Below are 20852 nucleotides of genomic sequence, written 5' to 3' on the forward strand. Positions count from 1 at the left end.
CTTCCGCATTGCGGCCGACATCGGCGGAAATCTGCATGGTCTTGCCGTTGCGCCAGACATCGAGCGTTTCCTTGGCGCCGACGTCTCGCCCGGCGCCAAGGAAACGCTCGATGTCTGGCGCAACGGCAAGACCATGCAGATTTCCGCCGATGTCGGCCGCAATGCGGAAGACACCCAGACCGCAGCCAATGACAAGGGCGGCAAGCCGTCGACCGGCGAAGGCCTGCGCGTGCCGTCTCTCGGCCTTGGCCTCACCGATATCACGCCCGATGTCCGCGAGGAGCTGAACCTGGCCGACAATCAGCGCGGCGCTTTGGTCGAGCGCGTCAATCCGGACAAGGCGGCTTCGGCCGCCGGCCTCGAGCCGGGCGATGTCATCGTCGCCGTCGACCGGACGCCGGTGAAGAGCGCCAGGCAGGCGAACCAGGCGATCGCCGAGGCAGGCAAGTCCGGCCGCAAGTCAGTGCTGCTGCTCGTCGACCGCGGCGACGCGCAGATCTTCGTCGCCGTGCCCTTCGCCGCAGGCTGAGGCCTGGCGCCGGCGACAGGCCAGCCACAGGGCCTGCCGCCGGCATTTTTCTGTTGCCCGCCGCGACATCTTCGAGAACATTGCGCTGGGCCGGCAGGCGGCCGACGCAAAGGGATGTGCTGATGGTCACCCGCGGTTTCGTTTCCGGACGGCGTCCCCCCACGGACCATGACGCGCGCATCCCGCCGGGCCAGTATCTCGAGCAGGGCTTCCCGGTGCTGTCGGCCGGGCCGACGCCGCGTGTGCGCACCGAGGACTGGTCGTTCACCCTCAAGCACGGCCCTCGCCCGATCAAGAAATGGAACTGGACCGAGTTCAACGCGCTGCCGCTGACCAGGATGACGCGCGACATCCATTGCGTGACCGCCTGGACCAAGTTCGACACCGCCTGGCAAGGCGTGCTGGTCGACGACATCCTCGCCGATGCCGGCATCGCGCCGCCGACCGCCTACACGCTGGCGCTGTCGTTCGACGGCTACACCACCAATGTGCCGGCCAAGGATCTGCTCGACGGCAAGGCGATGGTGGCTCTGCTCTACGAGGGCAAGCCGATCACGCCGGACCATGGCGGACCGGCGCGGCTCCTGGTGCCGCATCTCTATTTCTGGAAGTCGGCGAAATGGCTGAACGGGCTGCAGTTCACCGAGCGCGACGAGCCGGGCTTCTGGGAATTGCGCGGCTACCATATCTATGGCGACCCGTGGCGCGAGCAGCGCTATTCGGGCGATCCATGAGCCAGGCATCGGCCGCGCAATCGCCCTGGCAGACGGCGAGGATCGTGCGCATCGAGAAACGCACGCCGCGTGTCACGAGCTTCTTCTTCAGGCTGTCGCGGCCTTTCGCCCACCAGGCCGGGCAGCATGTCGACGTCAGGCTGACGGCGCCGGACGGCTATCAGGCGCGCCGCTCCTACTCCATCGCCTCGGCGCCGGAGAGCGGCGGGACGATCGAGTTGGCGATCGAGAGGCTCGAGGACGGCGAGGTGTCGCCCTTCTTCCACGAGGTGGCGGCGGTGGGCGACGAGATCGAATTGCGCGGGCCGCTCGGCGGCCATTTCATCTGGTCGGCCAGCGATGGCGGGCCGATCCTTTTGGTCGGCGGCGGCTCCGGCGTGGTGCCGCTGATGGCGATGGTGCGCCACCGCGCCCTGCAGAAATCGGCCGCGCCGGCGGCGCTCGTGTTTTCGGCGCGGGTCTGGGACGAGGTGATCTTCCGCGACGAGCTGATCCGCCTCGACGACCGGCGCGACGGTTTCGACCTTGTGCTGACGCTGACGCGCGAGCCGGCCCAGCGGCCGTCGGACTATTCCCGGCGCGTCGACGCGGCGATGATGGTGCAGGCCATGGAGCGGCTGCCCAAGGCGCCGACGCTCGCCTTCGTCTGCGGTTCGAATGCCTTCGTCTCGGCCGCCGCCCAGGCGCTGATCGATGCCGACATGCCGGCCGACCTCATCCGCACCGAGCGCTACGGGGTGTGAGAGCCCGGTGCCTCAGTCGGCGGGGGAGAATTTTGCCGAAATGAGCTGGAACGGCAGCGCGCCATAGGTGGCGACGGCCTGCTCGTTGTCCCAGACGCGGAACTGTCGCGACGGTCGCGCCTCGAGGACCAGACCCTGCACCGTCTGGTCGAGCTTCACCTTGCCGCGAAAGCGCAAGGTCCGTTCGCCACCGGCGCGGCTGATCGCCATCGAGCGCAACCGCGCGACGTGACGGTCGGCCGCATTGATCTCCATTTCGATACGCCGCCGCACCGGCGGCACGGCAATCCGCACGACGACGTCCAGCATCATTTCCCGCGCGGCGCCCGGCGGACCGGCTATGCCCTGCGAAAGCACGAAGGGAGCGGCCTCGGCGGTTTTTCCTGCTGTCGTGGCTTTGCCGCGCCAGACGACGTCGGGCTCTGCCTGCCGCAATCTTCCCTTCTTGCGCTGCAGCCGAAGCTGCTTGGCAAATCCGCGCGACAGCCAGGTCAGCCCGCCGAAGTCGGTGCGCGGCTTGGCCTGCAGGACGGACGACCAGCGCGACATACCGCGGCGGTCGGCCATCTCCATTACCCGTGCCAGCACTTCGTCCGGCACCGCAATGCCGATCTCCAGCGCGAGATAGGACAGCGCCACCGCGGCGGCGACCGCCAGACCGCGCCTGGCGGCAATGTCGAGGAACACGTCCCAGTCGACGTCGGCGCCCTCGATGGCCACCGCGCAGTCGACCAGCCAGTCGCTGTGGGTGTGGGCGTCGAGGCCGCCATGCGCGATGGCGAGCGCGATGCGGTCGGCGGGCGACGGCACCAGCACGGCGACGCCGCTGAACTCGGCCGGGACCGCCCGCCGCCAGATCGCGAGGTCGTCCTCGGCGCTCTGCTGCGAGCCGTCATAGGCGAGCTGGTGCAGGTCGATGTCGCCGTAATTGCCCTTGTAGAAATTCATCGAGCGCAGCGATGCAAGCCTGGTCCTGAGATATTGCGGGCTGACGCCAGTGGCGATCTGCCAGTCGCGGCCGTGCAGCACGTCGAAGGCAGTTTCCATGTCCTGCGGACGCACCAGTATGTCGATGTCGTGCGCGACGCGGCCGCGCTGCGCCGAGACGTTGACGGCGATGCGGCTGGCGCCCTTGATCAGCATGACGGCGCAACCGGCATCGGCCATCGCCTTCAGCACCGGCTCGGCCTCGCGCATCGCCATGCGCGACTTGGTCCAGAGCATCTTCTGCAGGCCGACGAGCCGCGGATAGGCGGCGTGGCCGGCGAGCGTGCGGCCGAACCGGTCGGAGATCGCCGCGAGCAGCCGATGCTCCCTGAACGAGACATGGTCGATGTCGTTGTCGTCGAGCCAGGCTGCCGCGCGATCGCGGGCGGCATTCTCGTCGTGAAGCAGAGCCGCCTTGAGCAGCTGGTCGAGCCCGCCTGTGGGCCAGGACCAGCCATAGTCGGGAAAGCGGCGGCCGATGGCGCGGATCTTGGCCATCAGCCCGAGCCCTGCTTGCTTTGCGCCCGGCGCAGCATCGCCGCCCGCACCACCTCCAGATAGCCGCGATCGCGCGCGGCATCGCGCCCATAGGACAGGCTGCCCGGCCTGATACGCCTGAGCGCCAGCACCTCATCCAGCATGTCGAGGGCGAAGCCCGCTTCGCGCACCCGGGCGATCCAGTCGATCATCTCGCCGCGGCCGCCCGGCGGGTCGACGATCGGCCCGACGGCCTCAGTGACCTCGCGGCGGATCACCATCGTCGTGCGCGACCAGCCAGGCGTCGCGGGCGGGTCGGGCAGATCGGGCTGGTCATGACGGAAATTGCGCTGATGGGTGAAGACGCCCGCAGTTTGCGGAGACCGTTCGAGATAGGCGAGCTGCGCCTCGATCTTGGTCGGCAGCCACAGATCGTCGGCGTCGAGCGTGGCGACAAACGGCGTCGACAGCGCCGCGATGCCTCGGGTGGTTGCGCTGCCTGGCCCGGCATTGTCCTGCCGCAACAGCTTGACCGGAAGATCGGCGCCGACGATCGCGGAGGCGAGGTCATCGGTCGAGCCGTCGTCGACGATCACGACCAGTTCCGCCCGAACGGTCTGCGCCGCCACCGATCGCAGCGTCTCGGCTATTGTAGTGCTGGCATTGAAGGCCGGAATGACGACGCCATATCCGCTCATCACATGAACCGCCAGTCGGTCAGCTTGTCGAGTTCGAAGATGCCCTCGATCGGCCGCAGCGACGGGTTGGCCCTGCGCCGCTTCATCGATTTGTAGATGGCGCGCAGGAACTCGCGCGACTGGACATCTTCCTGCCTGGTCATGTTGCCGGGATGCCGGCGGTAATAGAGCGCCACCGTTTCGGGGAGCACATATCGGGGGCCGATCTCGAAGCCGCGAAGCAGATAGTCCGTGTCTTCGGCCTGGGCGAACTCCTCGTCGAACCAGCCAATGCGCTCGACCAGGCGGCGCGAGAAGATCGCCGAGGACAAGTGGATGCCGCGGACGGTGATGCGGTAGCTGTCCGCGGCCGGCTCCAGCCGCTCGTCATCGATGTTGTCGACCAGCATCATTCTCGAATAGCTAAGCTCAAGGCCGGGATCTTCCCGGAACAGCTCGACATCGGCCTCGAAACGCCCGGCCGGCGAGATGTCGTCGGAATCGAGGAAAGAAACCAGCTCCGTGTCCGGCTTGAGCAGCCTGAGCCCGGTGTTGCGGGCCCGGGTCACGCCCGCGTTCTGTTGCTGGAACAGGCGGATGCAGGGGCTCCCGCCAATCATCGAGCGCACGGCGTCGGCTGAACCGTCGGTCGAGCCGTCGTCGATGACGATGATGTCGAGATCGGCGGCGTCGCGTTGCCTGAGCAGCGAACGCAATGCCGGGACGACATAGCGCTCGCGGTTGTAGACCGGCATGATCACGCTCAGTTTCACGAAGCGCCCCGCGCGAGGAAATCCGCAATGGTGCCGGCGATCTCGCCGGGATCAGTGCCCAGGGACAGACGGTAGCACGGCAGCAGTCGGGTAAGATCGCTGAAGAAGCGAAAGCCGCTTTCCCGCTCGCCCGGCATCTGCGCGATCCCCGACGGCGCCAGCGCAATCATGGCGTCCCTCAGCGACATCGGCATGATCGAGCTTGTCCCACCAGCGCCGATATGTGGCACCATCAGCGCAACGATGTCCAGCGTGCCGGGGAGCGGCCTGGAGGCGATATCCCCTATGTGGAAAACATGCTTGCCTTGCCAGTTGAGCGGCCTGTCGCTGCCCAGTCGGTCTTTCAGTCCGAGCCGGACAAATCCCTTCGGGTCCTGCTTGAGCACCGAAAATAGCGGCCGGGCAGTCACGCTGCTCGAAAGATCGACCAGCACATAGTCGTCGCCGACACTGTCGAGCCCGTTGAGCAGCCCGGCTACGACCGTGCCTGATTTTCCGGCGCCGCCCGCGCCGGCGAGCAGCACGCCGCTGCCGTCGGCACCGAGCGTGCCGGCATGGGCGAGCCGCATGCCGCGCGCGCCGTATTCCCAGTGCAGGAAGGCGCGCAGCGGCGAGCCCGTCTCCCACGGCGGAAAGGCATCCGCCGCGCGCATCAACTGCACGCCGACGCGCCGCTGCGGATCGTAGACCTGCCAGAAATCGAGATCGTGAAAGTAGTGGCCGCGCAAACCGGCGCCGGCGAGACGCTGCGCGAAACCGTGTTCGGTGAAATGCGCGTCCCCCCATCGTGCCGGCTCGGGCATGCCGCCAATCCCGGGATGGCCAACGAAAATGCGGCAAGCGGGCAATCCCGGCTGATCGTCCCCGGCCTCGACAAAGGCATGGCCAAGCGCTTCGGCCAGCGCGCCGGGCTCGAGATGCACGGTCAGTTCAAGGGCGGGCAGGCGGACTTTGCGCGTGACCGGAAAGAGCGCCGCGTCTTCGGCGGCCGCGATGAGATAGCGGGCGTAGTCCGGCAGTGTCTCAAGGGTCACACGCGGCATGGTCTATCCCGGCTCGGCCGACGTGCTGCCGATCTCTCAGGATGCCTGCTTGACCGCCGGCCAGCCGAGAGGCTCCTCGACCTCGTGGATCGGGTCGACGATGATCAGGTCGGCGAGATCGTCATGGACGCTCACATTGAGCGGCTCCTTTGCCGCCGCAAGTTCGGCAGCCAGTTCGTCCGGCAGCGGCTGCGCCGTGCCATCGGAAGGCACCAGCAGCCCGAGCTCGACCAACTGCGCAATGAAAGCGTCAAGCCCGGTCGCGCCGGTCGCCGCTGCGCCGGCTATCGATCCGGCCAGCGCCTGCGCACCGACGCCCGAAGACAGCGCCTGCCAGACCCGGCTGCCCGAATCGGAGAAGCCGAAATATTTCCCGCTCGCCAGATCAAGCACGACAGCTTCGCCGTCGAAGGATTCGAAAACGATATCCTTGCTCGCGACTGCGTAGACATTGGCTTGCGGCATTGTCCCTGCCCCACTTCATGGCTCGCGCAAGCAACCGCCTTTGCGGCGGCCGCTCTCCCCGAGGAAGGCCTGTAAACACTCGGTTCTGGCTTGGCAAGACGACGGACACGGCAGGCCGCTTGCCATTTTTGGGGTCGACGTGGCGGAATCAGGCCTCGATTTCCAGCCGCGTCAGCGGCCTCGAGCAGCAGGCAAGGATGAAGCCGTCGTCGATCTCGTGATCGAGAATGCCGCCATTGTGGCTCATCGCGACCTCGCCAGAGACTTTCCTGACCTTGCAGGTGCCGCAGAGGCCGAACTCGCAGGCGGCCGGGATCCTGACGCCAGAGGCGCGCGCCGTCTGCAGCACGGTCTGTCCGGCAAGGCATTCGGCGTCGACGTCGGAAAGCGAGAAGCGCACCGGCGTCGCGGCCTCGACGGGGGTCTCGACGCCGCCGTCGCCCGGCAGCGCGAACGGCGCCGGCACTTCCTCCACCGCCGGCGCGGCAAAGCTTTCCTGGTGATACTTGGCCATGTCGAAGCCCGCCGCCTCCAACATCTGCCGCACCGCGCGCATGAACGGGTCGGGGCCGCAGCAGAATATCTCGCGCTCGCGGAAGTCGGGAGCGAGCAGCGGCAGGCGAATGGCGTCGATGCGGCCCATATGACCGAACCAGCCCTCGCGGCTGGAGCGTTCCTCGATCATGAAGCCGAGCGACAGGCCGGGCATGCGGCTGCCCAGCAATTCAAGCTCCTTGCGAAAAATGATCTCTTCCGCCCTGCGCGCGCAGTTGACGAAACCGACATCGGTCCAGGGCGCGCAGTCGTTCAGCCAGCGCAGCATCGACATCATCGGCGTTACGCCGGAGCCGGCCGAGATGAACAGGTACTTGGCCGCCGGATGGCTGTGCAGCGAGAAATCGCCGGCCGGGCCGTAGGCCTTCACATGGGCGCCGGGCTTGAGATTGTCGAACATCCAGCGCGTGCCGATGCTGCCGGCCTGCGCCTTCACCGTCACCGCGATCGAGAACGGCCGCGACGGCGATGAGGACAGCGTGTAGGTGCGCATCAGCGGACCGTCGGCGACCGGCAGTTCCAGCGTCACGAACTGGCCGGGCTTGTAGCGGAACCAGGTCTGGTTGTCGGAGCGGAAGGTGAAGGTCTTGACGTCCGGCGCCTCGTCGCTGACGCCGATCACCTCCAGCACCTGCAGCCGGTCGTTCCAGGGCGCCATCTCGTCGAGATGGCGATAGAGGGCGAGATCCGTCATCGCGTTCATCCCTTCACCTCAAGCAACGCTGCGCAGCGCCGGCCGGCCGCCTTCGGCAAGGCGCGGCCCGATGAAGGAGGCGTACCATTCGACGAACTGGATGACGCCGCCCTCATGCTGCTCCGAATAGGGGCCGGGCTCATAGGCCGGCGACAGGATGCCGAAAGCATTTTCCTCGACGATGCGGCGATCCTGGTCGTTGGTCTCGGTCCAGACATGGGTGAGTTCGGCAAGATCGTAATCGACGCCTTCCACCGCATCCTTGTGGACCAGCCATTTCGTCGTCACCGCGGTTTCGGTGGCGCTGATCGGCAGCACCCGGAAGGTGACGGCATGGTCGATCAGGATATGGTTCCAGGTGGTCGGATAGTGATAGTGCATCAGCGTGCCGATGCGGTCCGCCGAGACGCTCGTGGAAAGGTTCTTCGTCACCGCGCGCTTGCCGCTCATCGTGTAGCTGACGGCGTCGCGCAAGAGCGGCGCGCGGGTGGCGCGATACTGTCCGGCCGGGTCGATGCGGAACTTGCTCGGCAGGCCCGCCGCCTCGCATTTCGCCCAATGCGCCTGCATCTCGGGATCGCTTTCGGCACCATGCACGCCGGTCACCGTCGGCGCCTCGGGGAAGGTCTTGCAGAGTTCGGGATGGTTGCCGGCGCAGTGATAGCACTCGCGGTTGTTTTCCCAGACCAGCTTCCAGTTGCCCTTCTCGACGATGGTCGATTCGAAAGCGACCTTCGCCTCAGTCAATCGATGCGGCAGGAGATAGGGTTCGATCATGGCGCGCATCGGCGCGAAATCGGCTGGCTCTTTCGCCAGGCAGATGAAGATGTAGCCGCCGACGCTCTCGCAGGCGACCGGCTTCAGGCCGAACTGGCTCTTGTCGAAACCATCCGCCATCTGGCGGGCGAACAGCAGCCTGCCGTCGAGCTCGTAGGTCCATTGATGATAGGGGCAGACGAGCTTCGCCGCGGTGCCCTTCTCGGCGTTGCAGACGCGGCTGCCGCGATGGCGGCAGGAGTTATGGAAGGCATTGACCCTGCCTTGCTGGTCGCGAACCAGAACCACCGGATAGTCGCCGACCTGCGCGGTGATGTAGCTGCCCGGCTTCGGCAATTCGCAATCGTGGCCGATGAACAGCCAGTCGCGGTACCAGATCAGCTCCATGTCGAGCTTGAAATAGTCCGGGTCGGTATAGAAGGGCTGTTCCAGCGAAAAGCCCGGCCTGCGGCCGTGCAGCAGCCTCAGCATGTCGTTGCGCGCATCCATGTCCTGTCCTCGCGTTTGTCGCACCGCTTCAAGGACTGAACTGGTGGTGATTGAGAAGAACGACCGCCGCCGGCATGGCCGGGCACGCACCATCCGCCTCTTGACCGCCCACCGCGATCAGCCGAGTTCAAGTATCCCTGGCTGGTTTCCGGGCTCTGGAGTGCCCTGACGGGCGGTCGCGGCACCTTCCCAGGCCGATGGCCCAGTGGTCTCCCGTCGCGACTTTGAACTCCACCACCGTTGCGGGGGCAGCGCCGGGTTCTGACCGGCTTCCCAATTCTCCGTCCCGTCGTCACGGGGCAGCACCTGAGATAATCTGATCTTAATCACGACAGCCGCCGCGCCATCGGCATGAAAACGACATCGCATCCATGCGGCGCGACACGACCCATGATGCTTGATATTGGCCCTGCAAGGCGACCGATGTCACACGCTGCCGGCATGCGAATCGAGGCGGAGAAAACCGTGTTCGAATCGGCCCTGGGCGGTTCTGAATTGGTTAACAGTATAGAAAAGTGACTATTAGGAGATCCTAAAATCGAACCGAACGGTTCGTTTCTGTTGACAATGCGTGCAGGACGGTGTGAACGCAGATCTTCGGAATCGTCACTTGGCTCGATGGGCGATTCAAACAACCACTTGATATTGCTACGTAATTCATTGCGTGTAGATGGCCTTGGTACAATTTCAAGGTGCAGATTCATAGGCCAGACGGAAAAACTTCGTGATTGGAAAGCGGCCGATGGCTCTCCCACATCGGGGCTGTCCGAACGACGCGATTTCCTCCCAAGACACGCCGCTAGACGGACGGAAAAAATATACTGGAGTACCAAAAATGAAAAAGATTGCTCTTACTGCCGCCGCCCTTCTGGCCATTTCCGGCAGCGCCTTTGCTGGTGGCAGCGACAATTACGGTTCCAACGGTGCCAATCAGCCCGCTGCTGCCGTCGACAGCTCGTACACGGCATCGATCAAGAAGTCGGAACCGGCCGCCGAGCAGCCCGCCAACCAGGGCAGCGACCGTAACCTCTTCGGCAACAACTAAACCGACCGGACCGCGATCCCGGACCTCCGGTTCGGGTCGTGGCCAAACGGAAGCCGGACGCGGCGGCTGGCCCGCCGCTCCGACGCAAATCCAGGAGTACCCAAAATGAAGAAGATTGCTCTTACTGCCGCCGCACTTTTGATCGCCGCCGGTAGCGCCTATGCCCGCAACGACAATGTCGGCGGGACCGACATCAACAGTCAGCGGCCGGCCGCCAACGTCGACACCACGCAGACGTCGTCGACGCGCGACACCAGCTCGCCGGTCTACAAGCTGCTGAACTCGTCGGGCGACGTAGAGAAGTCCGCGCCTCAGGGCAGCGACCGCAACCTGTTTGGCCGCTAACAGCCGGTCCATCCCGGATCGGGATATGGATCGGGCCATAATGCCAAGAGCGGCGGGCACAGCCCGCCGCTCTTTTTTGTCTCACGTGAAGGTCAGGCCGCCTTGGCTTCCGCCATATGCAGCGTGAAGGAGTGGCCGTCGGCATCGAAGATGTGCAGGTCGCCGGGATCGGCGTTGAGCCGCAGCACAGCGCCGCGCTTGACCTCGACATTGCCCGGCAGTTTCGTCACCAGCGGCAGGTCGGCGCGGCCGATGTCGACATAGACGAGCTGGACCTCGCCGAGCTGCTCGACATAATCCACCGTTCCCTCGAACAGATACTCGGTGCCGGTGGCGATCGCCAGGTCTTCCGGCCGCACGCCGAAACTCACCGCCGCACCATTCGCCGCGGCGGGTGTGGCGATCGGCACCGTCGCCTTGCGGCCGCCGACATGGCTGATGACGGTCGGGTCGCCGGCCTTTTCGATCTTGGCCGGCAGGATGTTCATGGCCGGCGAGCCGATGAACTGGGCAACGAACAGATTGCCGGGCCGCTTGTAGAGCTCCATCGGCGTGCCGACCTGCTCGATGCGGCCTTCCTTCAGCACCACGATGCGATCGGCCAGCGTCATCGCCTCGACCTGGTCGTGGGTGACATAGATCATCGTCGTGTTCGGCATCGATTCCTTGAGCTTGGCGATCTCGATGCGGGTGGCGACGCGAAGTGCCGCGTCGAGGTTGGACAGCGGCTCGTCGAACAGGAACACCTTCGGGTTGCGCACGATGGCGCGGCCGATGGCGACGCGCTGGCGCTGGCCGCCCGACATCGCCTTGGGCAGCCGGTCGAGATATTTGGTCAATTGCAGGATCTCGGCCGCCTGCCGCACCCGCTTGTCGATCTCGGCCTTGCTTTCCTTGCCGATCTTCATCGAGAAGGCCATGTTGTCGTAGACGGTCATGTGCGGATAGAGCGCGTAGGACTGGAACACCATGGCGATGCCGCGCTTCGACGGCGGCACGTCGTTCACCACGTCGCCGGCGATCTTGAGTTCGCCCGAGGTGATCTCCTCCAGCCCGGCGATGGACCTCAGCAAGGTCGACTTGCCGCAGCCGGACGGGCCGACGAAGACGATGAACTCGCCCGACTTAATGTCGAGGTCGATGCCGTGCAGGATGTTGAGATTGCCGTACGACTTCTTGACTTGCCTCAGCGTGACATCGGCCATGATTGTCCTCCCAGTGACGTTCGTTTCAAAAACTCAGTCGATGCGCCCGAACCAGGCGCCGTAGCCGCCAAGGCGGATGGAGCCGGCGCCAGCTTGGCCCGAAAAGCCGTGCCCGGGCAAGGGCTGCAGCGAGCCTCCGCCGAGATCGACCTCGGCCGGCTTGCTGCCCAGGTTGAAGACGCAGGCGACACGCTCATTGCCCTCGCGGCGGGTGAAGGCGACGGTGTCGCCCGCGCTTTCGATGAAGTCGATGTCGCCCTTGGCCAGCGCCGGATGCTGGCGGCGGAAGGCGAGGAAGCGCCGGTAGTGCTCGAGCAGCGAGCTTGCATCGCCCTGTTGCACGTTCACCGCCTGCAAAAGATGCTTGCCGGGCACCGGCAGCCACGGCTTGGCCGCCGAGAAGCCGCCATTCTTGGCGGCGGCATCCCACACCATCGGCGTGCGGCAGCCGTCGCGCCCCTTGAATTCGGGCCAGAAGCGGATGCCGTAGGGGTCCTGCAGGTCCTCGAAGCTGAGATCCGCCTCGCCGAGGCCGAGCTCCTCGCCCTGATAGAGGCAGACCGAGCCGCGCAGCGACATCAGCAGCGCCGAGATCACCTTGAGATAGGCGGTCGGATCGGCCTCGCTGGCGGCCCAGCGCGAGGCCGGCCGCATCACGTCGTGATTGGAGAAGGCCCAGCACGACCAGCCGTCGCTGGCGACCTTGCCGAAGGCTTCCAGCACCGTGCGCACCTTGGCGGCGCTGATCTTCTCGGGCGCCAGGAAGTCGAAGGAATAGCACATGTGGACGCGCTTGCCGCCGGCGGTGTAGGCGGCCACCACTTCCAGGCCGCGCTGCGAATCGCCGACTTCGCCGACCGCTGCCTGCGCCGGATATTCGTCGAGCAGGGCGCGGAAGCGTTCGAGGAAGCCGAGGTTCTCCGGCCGGCTCTTGTCGTAGATATGGTCCTGGTAGTTGTAGGGGTTAACGGCCGGAGCCGTCTGGTCGTTGCGCTCCTCGGGCGGCAGCGGCGGATTGTTCTCCAGCCCCTGGCTGTGGAAATAGAAATTGATCGTGTCGAGGCGGAAGCCGTCGACACCGCGCTCCAGCCAGAAACGGGTGACGTCGAGCAGCGCGTCCTGGACCTCCGCGTTGTGGAAGTTGAGGTCGGGCTGCTCGGCGAGGAAATTGTGCAGGTAGTATTGCTGGCGGCTGGTGTCCCATTGCCAGGCCGAGCCGCCGAAGATCGACAGCCAGTTGTTGGGCGGCGTGCCGTCCGGCCGGGCGTCGGCCCACACATACCAGTCGGCCTTCGGATTGCTGCGACTCGAACGGCTTTCCTTGAACCAGGGATGGATGTCGGCGGTATGCGACAGCACCTCGTCGATCATCACCTTGAGGCCAAGCCGATGCGCTTCCGCCACCAGCGCATCGAAATCGACGAGCGTGCCGAACATCGGGTCGACGTCGCAATAGTCCGATACGTCGTAGCCGAAGTCCTTCATCGGCGACTTGAAGAAGGGCGATATCCAAATGGCGTCGACGCCGAGCGAGGCGATGTAGGGCAGCCTGCGGACGATGCCCTTGAGGTCGCCTATGCCGTCATCGTTGGAGTCCTGATAGGAGCGCGGATAGATCTGGTAGATCACCGCGCCCCGCCACCAGTCGCGATCGACGGCGGGGTCGGGCCTCGACGTCGCCTTCAAAGCCGATTGCATTATCTCAACCTCCTTTCACCGAGCCGGCAAGCAGCCCGCGTACGAAATAGCGCTGCAGCGAGAAGAACACGATCAGCGGCACGATGATGGTCACGAACGCCGATGTCGTCAGGATCTCCCAGTCGCCGCCGCGCGAGCCGAGCAGCGCGTTCAGCTTGGCGGTCAGCACGATCTGGTCGGCCTCTGTACCGAGGAAAACCATCGCCACCAACAGATCGTTCCATACCCACAGGAATTGGAAGATGGCGAAGGAGGCGAGCACCGGGAAGGACAACGGCAGCACGATCTTGACGAAGATCTCGAAATCGCTGGCGCCGTCGATGCGCGCCGATTCCATGATCTCGCGCGGCAGCCCGGCAATGTAGCTCCTCAGCAGATAGATGGCGAAGGGCAGACCGAAGCCGGTATGCGCAAGCCAGATACCGAGATAGGTCTTCGACGGCACGCCGAAGAACGAACCGACGCCGTTGTAGAGCTTGAGCAACGGGATCAGCGACATCTGCAGCGGCACGACGAGCAGGCCGATGATCACCGCGATCAGCAGGGCCCGGCCAGGAAAGCGCATCCAGGCCAGCGCGTAGGCGGCAAAGGCGGCGATCAGGATCGGAATCACGGTCGCCGGAATGGTGACGGTCAGCGAGTTCATGAAGGAGCGGCCGATGCCCTCCGAAAACAGCACCGTCTTGTAGTTGTCGGTGGTGAATTTCGGCGGCGCCGACGAGGCAAAGTAGACGCGCTGGCCGCGGTCGCCCTCGAAAGCCTTGGGCGAGGCAAGCACGAAGCTGCCGTCGGCATTGACCTGCAGGGTCACGCCGTCGCCGAGATCGGCGTTCGAGCCGGCCGGGTACTGCGTGGGCGCCGCCGACTTGACGCCGAAGGCGCTGATATCACGCTTGGCGCCGTCGCCGAAAATGTTGCCCGCGATGACGAACTTGCCATCCTTCTCGACCTGCGCCGAGGCGGCGGGCAGCCGGCCGGCTCCGGTCTGGCTGGAGCTGGCGAACGAGTTCCACCAGCCGGAGGCGATGATCTGGTCCTTGTCGCGCAGCGAGGAGACCAGGATGCCGAGCGTCGGGACGGTCCAGATGGCGACGAAGATCAGCACCGCGATGTGGACGCCGAAACGGCTGGCGAAGGACTTTCCGGTCGAGGCGGCCATTTCAGTGTCCTCCCGTCTCTTTGTTGGCCTGGCGGATGTTCCAGACCATGATCGGAATGACGGCGATCATGATGATGATGGCGATCGTTGCGCCGCGGCCGAAGTCGCCGCCGCCGCGGAACATCCAGTCGAACATCAGATTGGCCAGCACCTGGCTGTTCCACTGGCCGTTGGTCATGGTCAGCACGATGTCGAAGACCTTCAGCACCAGGATGGTGATAGTGGTCCAGACCACGGCGATGGTGCCCCAGATCTGCGGCACCATGATCTTCCAGAAGATCTGGAACGGGTTGGCGCCGTCGATCACCGCGGCCTCGATCGTCTCCTCGGGAATGCCGCGCAGCGCCGACGACAGGATCACCATGGCAAAGCCGGTCTGGATCCAGATCAGGATGACCATCAGGAAGAAATTGTTCCAGAACGGCAGCGATATCCAGACCTGCGGCTGGCCGCCGAAATACTGGATGATGGCGTTGAGCAGGCCGATCTGGACCTGGCCCTCGCCGCGATATTCGTAAATGAATTTCCAGATCACGCTGGCGCCGACAAAGGAAATCGCCAGCGGCAGGAAGATCAGGCTCTTGGCGATGGTGCCCCACCAGATCTTGTCGGTGAGCACGGCGATGATCAGGCCAAGGAACGTGCAGGCCGCCGGCACCACCGCCAGCCAGACGATGTTGTTGAGGATCGAGTTGCGGAACTCGCGGTCGCCGAACGCCCATTCGTAGTTGGCGAAGCCGACGAAGCTCGCGCCGCCGCGGTCGAGGAAGGACAGCCTCAGCGTCTCGACCACCGGATAGATCAGATAGATGGTGAGGATGATCATGGCCGGGCCGACGAACAGCCAGGGACGGATCAGCCCCTGCCGGCGCAGATTGTCGACGGCGGCTGAGCCGCTGACGCCGCGCGAGGGGAAGATGGTGTCGAGCGCCTTGTTGGCACCCCAGAAATAGGCGACGCAGCCGCCGACGCCGACGATGATGACGAATATGGCCGAGAAAATCTGAGCCGCCATGGGTCCCTCTCCCCTGCGCAGGATCGGCCAGGCCTGAAACGACCCTGGCGATCAGTTCGTGCGCTGTTCTCGTTGTTGGAGCGCGAACGGGACATGAAAGCGGACTGTCCGCTTCCGCCGGCCGCGCCGCATGCCGGAATGTCTACGCTTTCACGACTGGGCTTTAACGACTGGAACCTGGTCCATCCCGGCCCTACCGGGATGAGATGCTGCGATGGGCCAGCTGGATCCGGGCACGAAAGGCCCGGATCCGCTTGGGAGGAGGAAGCAAGAGCTTCCGGCCGCGGGAACGATCGCCTACTTGATCGCGTCCCAGCTCTTCTGGATGTCGGTGGCGACATCCTGGGCGGACTTGCCGCCGACGAGGTCGATCATGCCGGTCCAGAAGGAGCCGGCGCCGATCTTGCCCGGCATCAGGTCGGAACCGTCGAAGCGGAAGGTCGAGGCGTTGGCGAGGATCTCGCCCTGCTTCTTCAGCGCGTCGCTGGCATAGGCGTCCTTGTTGACCGCCTTGAATGGCGTCACGAAACCGCCCTGGGCCATCCAGATCTCATGCGCCAGCGGCATCTTCAGGAATTCGATGAAGGCGCGGGCCGCTTTCGAATCCTTGGTGATCATGGCCAGCGTGCCGGCGCCGAGCACCGGGGTGCCAAGGTCGGGCTTCGAGGCATAGGGCGGGAAGTAGAAGAAGTCGGCATCCTGGCCGAGCTTCGTGCCCTCCGGGAAGAAGGTCGGGATGAACGAGGCCTGATGGTGCAGGTAGCACTTCGGCGGCACCGCGAAGAGGCCCTTCGGGCTGTCGCGGAAGTCGGTCGCGGCAACCGCCTTGGCGCCGCCGTCGACCATCTTGTCGTCGGTCGCGATCTTGCCGAAGATGTCGATGGCGTTGACCACGGCCGGATCGTTGAACGGGATCTCGTTCTTCACCCACTTGTCGTAGACATCGGGGGTCTGCGTGCGCAGCATGATGTCCTCGACCCAGTCGGTCGCCGGCCAGCCGGTGGCGCCGCCGGAGCCGAGACCGATGCACCACGGCTTGCCGCCGTCGGCGATGATCTTCTTCTCGAGCTCGGCGAGCTCTTCCTGCGTCTTCGGGACCTTGTAGCCGGCTTCCTCGAAATTATCCGGCGAATACCAGACCAGCGACTTCACATCGGCCTTGTACGGGAAGGCGAAGAAGCCCGGCTTGCCGTCCTTGTCCTTGAAGGTGCCGAGGTCGACCCAGGACTGGCCGGCGCCGTAATTGTCCTTGACCCATTTGGCGGTGTCGTCGCCAAGCGGCGTCAAAAGGCCCTTGGAAGCCAGGTCCTGGATCAGGCCAGGCTGCGGCAGCACGGCGATGTTGGGCGGGCTGCCGGCCTGGGTGTCGATGACGATCTGCTGTTCGTAATTCTCCGACGAGGAGTATTTGATCTCGACGCCGGTCGCTTCCTGGAAATATTCGAGAACGGTGCGCACAAGGCCTTCGTCCTCGCCGCGCCATGGCCCGAAGATGGTCAAAGTCTCGCCCTTGAGGTCGACCTTCTTGAGATCCTCGTAGTTCTGCCAGTTGAAGCGCGGGTCCTCGCCCGGCTTGAACTTCAGTTCGGCTTGCGCCGGCAGGCTCAAGGCGAGCGTAACGAACGCAGCGCCCAGCAGAAGCATCTTCTTCATCGGTATTCCTCCCAGTGGTCACAAACAATCGGACGGAACCTCCATTCCGTCCGCCGACGCCGCAGGACTGTGACTCAGTCAGAAAGGAACCGCAACCTTTCGAAGAGTCTTCCAAAGCGCTTTGGTCGTTTCGATCTCGCCATTGAATCAATCGGAAGTCAAGAGGGGCAGAAGGCTAATCGATTTAATTTCTGCAAATAGGTGCGTAGAAAGTGCGCTGCAGCACGTTTTTTTGGCGCTGCAGCAGCAAATTTTGCTTCAAACCCATCTGAACGATGCTTATGGTCGGCCCGTTCGACGTCACCAGCGTTGGTTGTCGTTTTGACTCAAATTAAAAGCGCTTTGAGGCTTGGAGGCCTCCGGTGAACCTTAAACAGCTCGCTCACATGCTGGCGCTTTCGCAGACCACGGTGAGCCGGGCGCTGAACGGCTACCCCGAGGTCAACGAGGAAACGCGGCGACGGGTGATGGACGCGGCCAAGCGCCATGGCTACCGCCCCAATCCGAGCGCGCGCCGGCTGGCGACCGGCAAGACCGGGATGATCGGCTATGTCCTGCCGACCGGCGCCGCCGTCGACATCGATCCGCACTTCGTCGAGTTCCTTTCCGGCCTCGGCGACTATGCGCGCTCGCACGAGCTCGACCTGGTGCTGTCGCCGGCGGACGCCGACGACCAGGAGACCACCTACCGGCGCATCGTCGCCAACCGGCAGGTCGACGCGGTCTACATCTCCTCGCCGCGGCCAGCCGACCGGCGGGTGGCGCTGCTCAACACGCTCGGCATCCCCTTCATCATCCATGGCCGCAGCGAGGGCTTCGACTTCGACTATGCCTTCCTCGACATCGATAACGAGGGCGCCTTCCACGAGGCGGCGCGGCTGCTGATCCAGCTCGGTCACAGGCGGCTGGCGCTGATCAACGGCGACGACCGCGAGACTTTCGCCATCCATCGCGAGCGCGGCATGCGCCGCGCACTCGCCACGACTGGCCTCGTGCTTGGCGAGCGCCATATCTGTTCGCTCACCATGACCGAGGAGAACGGCTACCGCGCCGCCAGGCGCCTGCTCGAACAGAGCGAGCCGCCGACGGCGATCGCCTGCTCCAGCCTGATCATGTCGCTCGGCGTGGTGCGCGCGGTGCGCGACCTTGGCCTCTCCATTCCCGGCGACCTCTCCCTGATCGCGCATGACGACGTCTTTCCCTGGCTGAAGCCGGAGAATTTCCCGGTGCCGCTGTCGACGACGCGCTCGTCGATCCGCCTGGCAGGCGCCCGCGTCGCCGAGCGTCTCGCGGCGCGCATATCGGGACTGGAAGAGGGCGCGCGCGGCGAGGTCTGGCCGGTCGATCTGGTAGTGCGGGGGTCGGTGGCGGGCGCGCCTGCGTAGGATCAAACTCAACCTGCGGATCAGCCTTCGGGTTCGCGTGACAAGAACCTGTTCAGCCGCCCCAGCACCAGATCCGGCGCTTCGAGCTGAGGAAGATGGCCGACGCCGGGCAGTGTTTCGAACGATGCCTGCTGGATGAGTGCGTGAAGCGCTTTGCCTCGCTCCAGCGGAATCCATGGGTCGTCCTCGCCCCAGATGATCTCTACCGGACAGCGTATATCTTTGAACATCGGCTCGATCTCGGCGGTGTATCTTTCATCGGCTTGCGCGAATTGCCGATAGAAGCTCACCCTTCCCTCCTCGGACAGCCACGGCTCCACAAGCTTGTCGAAATCTCCAGGATCGATCTCATTGACGATCGCTCCCTTGACGTAAGCCGCCACGACGGCTTCATGGATGTGCGCCGGCAAGCCCAGGAAGGCATCCACGTGACGGCCGACATGGTCGAAAAACTCCGATCCCCAGGGGCGCATGGCGACGACATTCATCAGAACGTAGCGGTCGAAATCACAGCCGTGCAGCAGATGCGCCCGCAACGTCGTCGCACCTCCCATGTCGTGGGCAACGACCATGGGCCGCTGGAGGCGCCAATGGGCAAGCATCTCTGCAAAGACCTTGCCTTGCACATCGAGCGAGGTGCGCTGGTCCGCGGCTTTGTCGGATCGCCCGTATCCGGGCATGTCGTACCAATGGACATGGTATCGCCGCGCCAGGGCCGGAATGATCCGGTGCCATGAGAACGAGGACCACGGCCAGCCATGGGCAAGCACGAGCGATGGCCCGTTGCCAGCCCGACCCGCCGCCACCGCGCCCGCAGACGTTTGCGCGGTTTCATCCAGTTTCCACGACATCGAGATTCTCCAAGCACTCCGGACACCGCGGCGAGGTCTGGCCGGTGGATCTGGTGGTGCGGGGTTCTGTGGCCGGGGCGCCGGGGTAGAAGGGCCAGAGCAATAGAGTTGAACCTACCGCGGACGGCCGCAACTAGTCGTCCGATCGCCGTTGCGCCAACTTAATCTGATAGACGCTTCTCGGATGCCTCCTCCGTCGCCATATGTTGAGAGTATAAATTAGAGTAATGTATCCAACTACTGCGATGAGGCTCCATGAAATACCAAGTGCGTCGGTCGAAATAATAATAGCTATAGATGCGACTCCGACCACGATGTAATATAAAACCGATGACCAGAAGTATATCTCCATTTGAGAGCTTCTCATTTGTCGAACCTTCAGGAATTTCGATTCACATTCGCATACTGGCGACGGACTATTCCTTCGCCGTCTCGGCCGCCTTGGTATCCAGCAGCCCATAGCCGAAATCATTGTCTCGCCCTTTCGGGCCGAGATCCCTGGCGGTGGCGGCGAGCGCCTTCTCGATGTCGTCGGCCGAGCGGTCCGGCGCGGCGTGGATCAAATTGCCGATGGCGCCGCTGACGATCGCGGCGGCGAAGGAGGTGCCGGTCACCACGTCCGAGCCGGCGCCGCTCGGCGCCACCATCTCGACGCCGGGAGCGGAGATGAAGACATAGGCGCCGCGATTGGCCTGCGGCATCAGCCCGTCCTTGGCGTCGGTGGCGGTCACCGCGATGACGCCGTCGAAGGCGGCCGGGTAGCCATAGGGAGCCTTCGGGCCGTTGTTGCCGGCGGCGGCGACCAGGACGATGCCCAGCGCGCGGGCATTGCGGCAGGCAATGCCGAGCAGGTCGTTCTTCGGGCCGACGAAGCTCATATTGATGATGCGCACATCCTGCTCTGCCGCCCAGTCGAGCGCCGACAGGATGACGTCCATGGTCGACTTGCCGCCCTCGAAGGCGCGGGCATGGTAGATCTTCGCGCCAGGCGCCATGCCCTTGAGCGCGCCGACGCCGGCGATCAGGCCATCGATCGAGGTGCCGTGGTCGCGCTTTTCGACCGCCACGGCGGGCATGGCGTCGAACTGGTCGGCGATGACGCCCGACAGCGCCGGGTTGGTGTCGTCGATGGCGGTGTCGATGACGGCGACGCGGACATTCTCGCCGCTGGCCGCCTTTGCGTCCAGCGCAATGCGATCGAAGGCATAGTTGACGATGCCGGCCGCCTGCTGCAGCGAATAGACATGGTTGGGCTCGCGGCGCCTGGTGCGGCCGTCGGCGGCCAGTTGCGCCAGCACGACGCCGACCGGGCGGCCGTCGGGAATGCCGAAGCGCGCCAGCGTGGTGCCGAGCAGGCGCGACTGCCGCTCGGAGCGCACTTCGAGCCCGAAGGAAGCGGCGATCTGCTGCACGGTGGCGGCATCGCCGTCGACCGTCACCAGCACCTCGTCCGGCACGAAGTCGCCGACGATGGCGCGCTGCGGCTCGGTGGCGATGAGGTCGGTCGGCGAAATGATCGGACCGCCAAGCGCCGGCGCTTGGCGGTCCGATCA

Annotated in this window: 19 protein-coding genes, 1 pseudogene and 1 riboswitch; of the genes and pseudogenes, 6 read left to right on the plus strand and 14 right to left on the minus strand. The window is 64.7% G+C overall.

Features of this window, described 5'->3' with window-relative positions; genetic code table 11:
* The 3 genes from EN780_RS08530 to EN780_RS08540 all read left to right on the plus strand — a co-directional run.
* Window positions 1-529, plus strand: a 529-nt coding sequence (locus EN780_RS08530; RefSeq protein ID WP_128273150.1) for a PDZ domain-containing protein, incomplete at its 5' end; no start/stop codon positions are given.
* Window positions 530-651: 122 nt separating this feature from the next.
* Window positions 652-1263: a molybdopterin-dependent oxidoreductase gene (locus EN780_RS08535; RefSeq protein ID WP_128273152.1), complete on the plus strand. Its 612-nt coding sequence runs from the start codon at window positions 652-654 to the stop codon at window positions 1261-1263.
* On the plus strand, window positions 1260-2006 hold the full coding sequence (locus EN780_RS08540) for a ferredoxin reductase (RefSeq protein WP_128273154.1): 747 nt from the start codon (window positions 1260-1262) through the stop codon (window positions 2004-2006). Before EN780_RS08535 ends, EN780_RS08540 begins: the two co-directional genes overlap by 4 nt.
* 12 nt (window positions 2007-2018) lie before the next feature.
* Here EN780_RS08540 and EN780_RS08545 read toward each other — a convergent pair whose 3' ends face one another.
* The 7 genes from EN780_RS08545 to EN780_RS08575 form a co-directional block, all read right to left on the minus strand.
* Window positions 2019-3491: a nucleotidyltransferase family protein gene (locus EN780_RS08545; protein ID WP_189556456.1), complete on the minus strand. Its 1473-nt coding sequence runs from the start codon at window positions 3489-3491 to the stop codon at window positions 2019-2021.
* Window positions 3491-4168 (minus strand): glycosyltransferase family A protein, encoded by a 678-nt coding sequence (locus EN780_RS08550; RefSeq protein WP_128273157.1) that lies wholly within the window; start codon window positions 4166-4168, stop codon window positions 3491-3493. The genes EN780_RS08545 and EN780_RS08550 overlap by 1 nt, the downstream gene beginning before the upstream one ends.
* Complete coding sequence (locus EN780_RS08555) at window positions 4168-4920, minus strand: glycosyltransferase family A protein (protein WP_128273159.1); 753 nt, start codon at window positions 4918-4920, stop codon at window positions 4168-4170. The genes EN780_RS08550 and EN780_RS08555 overlap by 1 nt, the downstream gene beginning before the upstream one ends.
* Entirely contained in the window at window positions 4917-5963 is a 1047-nt protein-coding gene (locus tag EN780_RS08560; RefSeq protein ID WP_128273161.1) for a serine kinase, read from the minus strand. Before EN780_RS08560 ends, EN780_RS08555 begins: the two co-directional genes overlap by 4 nt.
* Before the next feature lie 36 nt (window positions 5964-5999).
* The gene (locus EN780_RS08565; RefSeq protein WP_127312009.1) at window positions 6000-6428 is read right to left on the minus strand and encodes a PqqD family peptide modification chaperone; all 429 of its coding nucleotides are present in this window, start codon (window positions 6426-6428) and stop codon (window positions 6000-6002) included.
* Window positions 6429-6576: 148 nt separating this feature from the next.
* Window positions 6577-7677 (minus strand): hybrid-cluster NAD(P)-dependent oxidoreductase, encoded by a 1101-nt coding sequence (locus EN780_RS08570; RefSeq protein WP_128273163.1) that lies wholly within the window; start codon window positions 7675-7677, stop codon window positions 6577-6579.
* An 18-nt stretch (window positions 7678-7695) separates the two neighbouring features.
* Entirely contained in the window at window positions 7696-8943 is a 1248-nt protein-coding gene (locus tag EN780_RS08575; protein ID WP_127310076.1) for an aromatic ring-hydroxylating dioxygenase subunit alpha, read from the minus strand.
* Window positions 8944-9064: 121 nt separating this feature from the next.
* Window positions 9065-9268, minus strand: a riboswitch (cobalamin riboswitch).
* 510 nt (window positions 9269-9778) lie between these two features.
* Between EN780_RS08575 and EN780_RS08580 the strand changes: the two genes are divergently transcribed.
* A complete protein-coding gene (locus tag EN780_RS08580) occupies window positions 9779-9988 on the plus strand; it encodes a DUF680 domain-containing protein (protein ID WP_127283628.1) in 210 nt (69 codons plus the stop codon).
* Between the two features lie 105 nt (window positions 9989-10093).
* Window positions 10094-10333 (plus strand): DUF680 domain-containing protein, encoded by a 240-nt coding sequence (locus EN780_RS08585; protein ID WP_127283627.1) that lies wholly within the window; start codon window positions 10094-10096, stop codon window positions 10331-10333.
* A 92-nt stretch (window positions 10334-10425) separates the two neighbouring features.
* On the opposite strand, the gene ugpC is transcribed toward EN780_RS08585, so the two are convergent.
* From ugpC to EN780_RS08610, 5 genes are all read right to left on the minus strand, one after another.
* Entirely contained in the window at window positions 10426-11538 is a 1113-nt protein-coding gene (ugpC, locus tag EN780_RS08590) for a sn-glycerol-3-phosphate ABC transporter ATP-binding protein UgpC (RefSeq protein WP_127283626.1), read from the minus strand.
* Window positions 11539-11571: 33 nt separating this feature from the next.
* The gene (locus EN780_RS08595) at window positions 11572-13236 is read right to left on the minus strand and encodes an alpha-glucosidase (RefSeq protein WP_128273165.1); all 1665 of its coding nucleotides are present in this window, start codon (window positions 13234-13236) and stop codon (window positions 11572-11574) included.
* Between the two features lie 4 nt (window positions 13237-13240).
* Complete coding sequence (locus EN780_RS08600) at window positions 13241-14395, minus strand: carbohydrate ABC transporter permease (RefSeq protein WP_128273167.1); 1155 nt, start codon at window positions 14393-14395, stop codon at window positions 13241-13243.
* Window position 14396: 1 nt separating this feature from the next.
* Window positions 14397-15410, minus strand: coding sequence for a sugar ABC transporter permease (locus tag EN780_RS08605; protein WP_127283623.1), 1014 nt, complete (start codon window positions 15408-15410; stop codon window positions 14397-14399).
* A 297-nt stretch (window positions 15411-15707) separates the two neighbouring features.
* Complete coding sequence (locus EN780_RS08610; RefSeq protein WP_128273169.1) at window positions 15708-17063, minus strand: ABC transporter substrate-binding protein; 1356 nt, start codon at window positions 17061-17063, stop codon at window positions 15708-15710.
* 362 nt (window positions 17064-17425) lie between these two features.
* On the opposite strand from EN780_RS08610, the gene EN780_RS08615 reads away from it, so the two are divergent.
* Window positions 17426-18448: a substrate-binding domain-containing protein gene (locus EN780_RS08615; RefSeq protein ID WP_128273171.1), complete on the plus strand. Its 1023-nt coding sequence runs from the start codon at window positions 17426-17428 to the stop codon at window positions 18446-18448.
* A gap of 20 nt (window positions 18449-18468) precedes the next feature.
* Here EN780_RS08615 and EN780_RS08620 read toward each other — a convergent pair whose 3' ends face one another.
* Together EN780_RS08620 and EN780_RS08630 are read right to left on the minus strand one after the other, a co-directional pair.
* A complete protein-coding gene (locus EN780_RS08620; protein ID WP_128273173.1) occupies window positions 18469-19299 on the minus strand; it encodes an alpha/beta hydrolase in 831 nt (276 codons plus the stop codon).
* A gap of 416 nt (window positions 19300-19715) precedes the next feature.
* Window positions 19716-20825: pseudogene (locus EN780_RS08630) on the minus strand (S8 family serine peptidase); the annotation flags it as partial.
* Between the last annotated feature and the right edge of the window lie 27 nt (window positions 20826-20852).

It is taken from the genome of Mesorhizobium sp. M4B.F.Ca.ET.089.01.1.1 (genome assembly GCF_004022605.1).
GTDB lineage: Bacteria > Pseudomonadota > Alphaproteobacteria > Rhizobiales > Rhizobiaceae > Mesorhizobium > Mesorhizobium abyssinicae.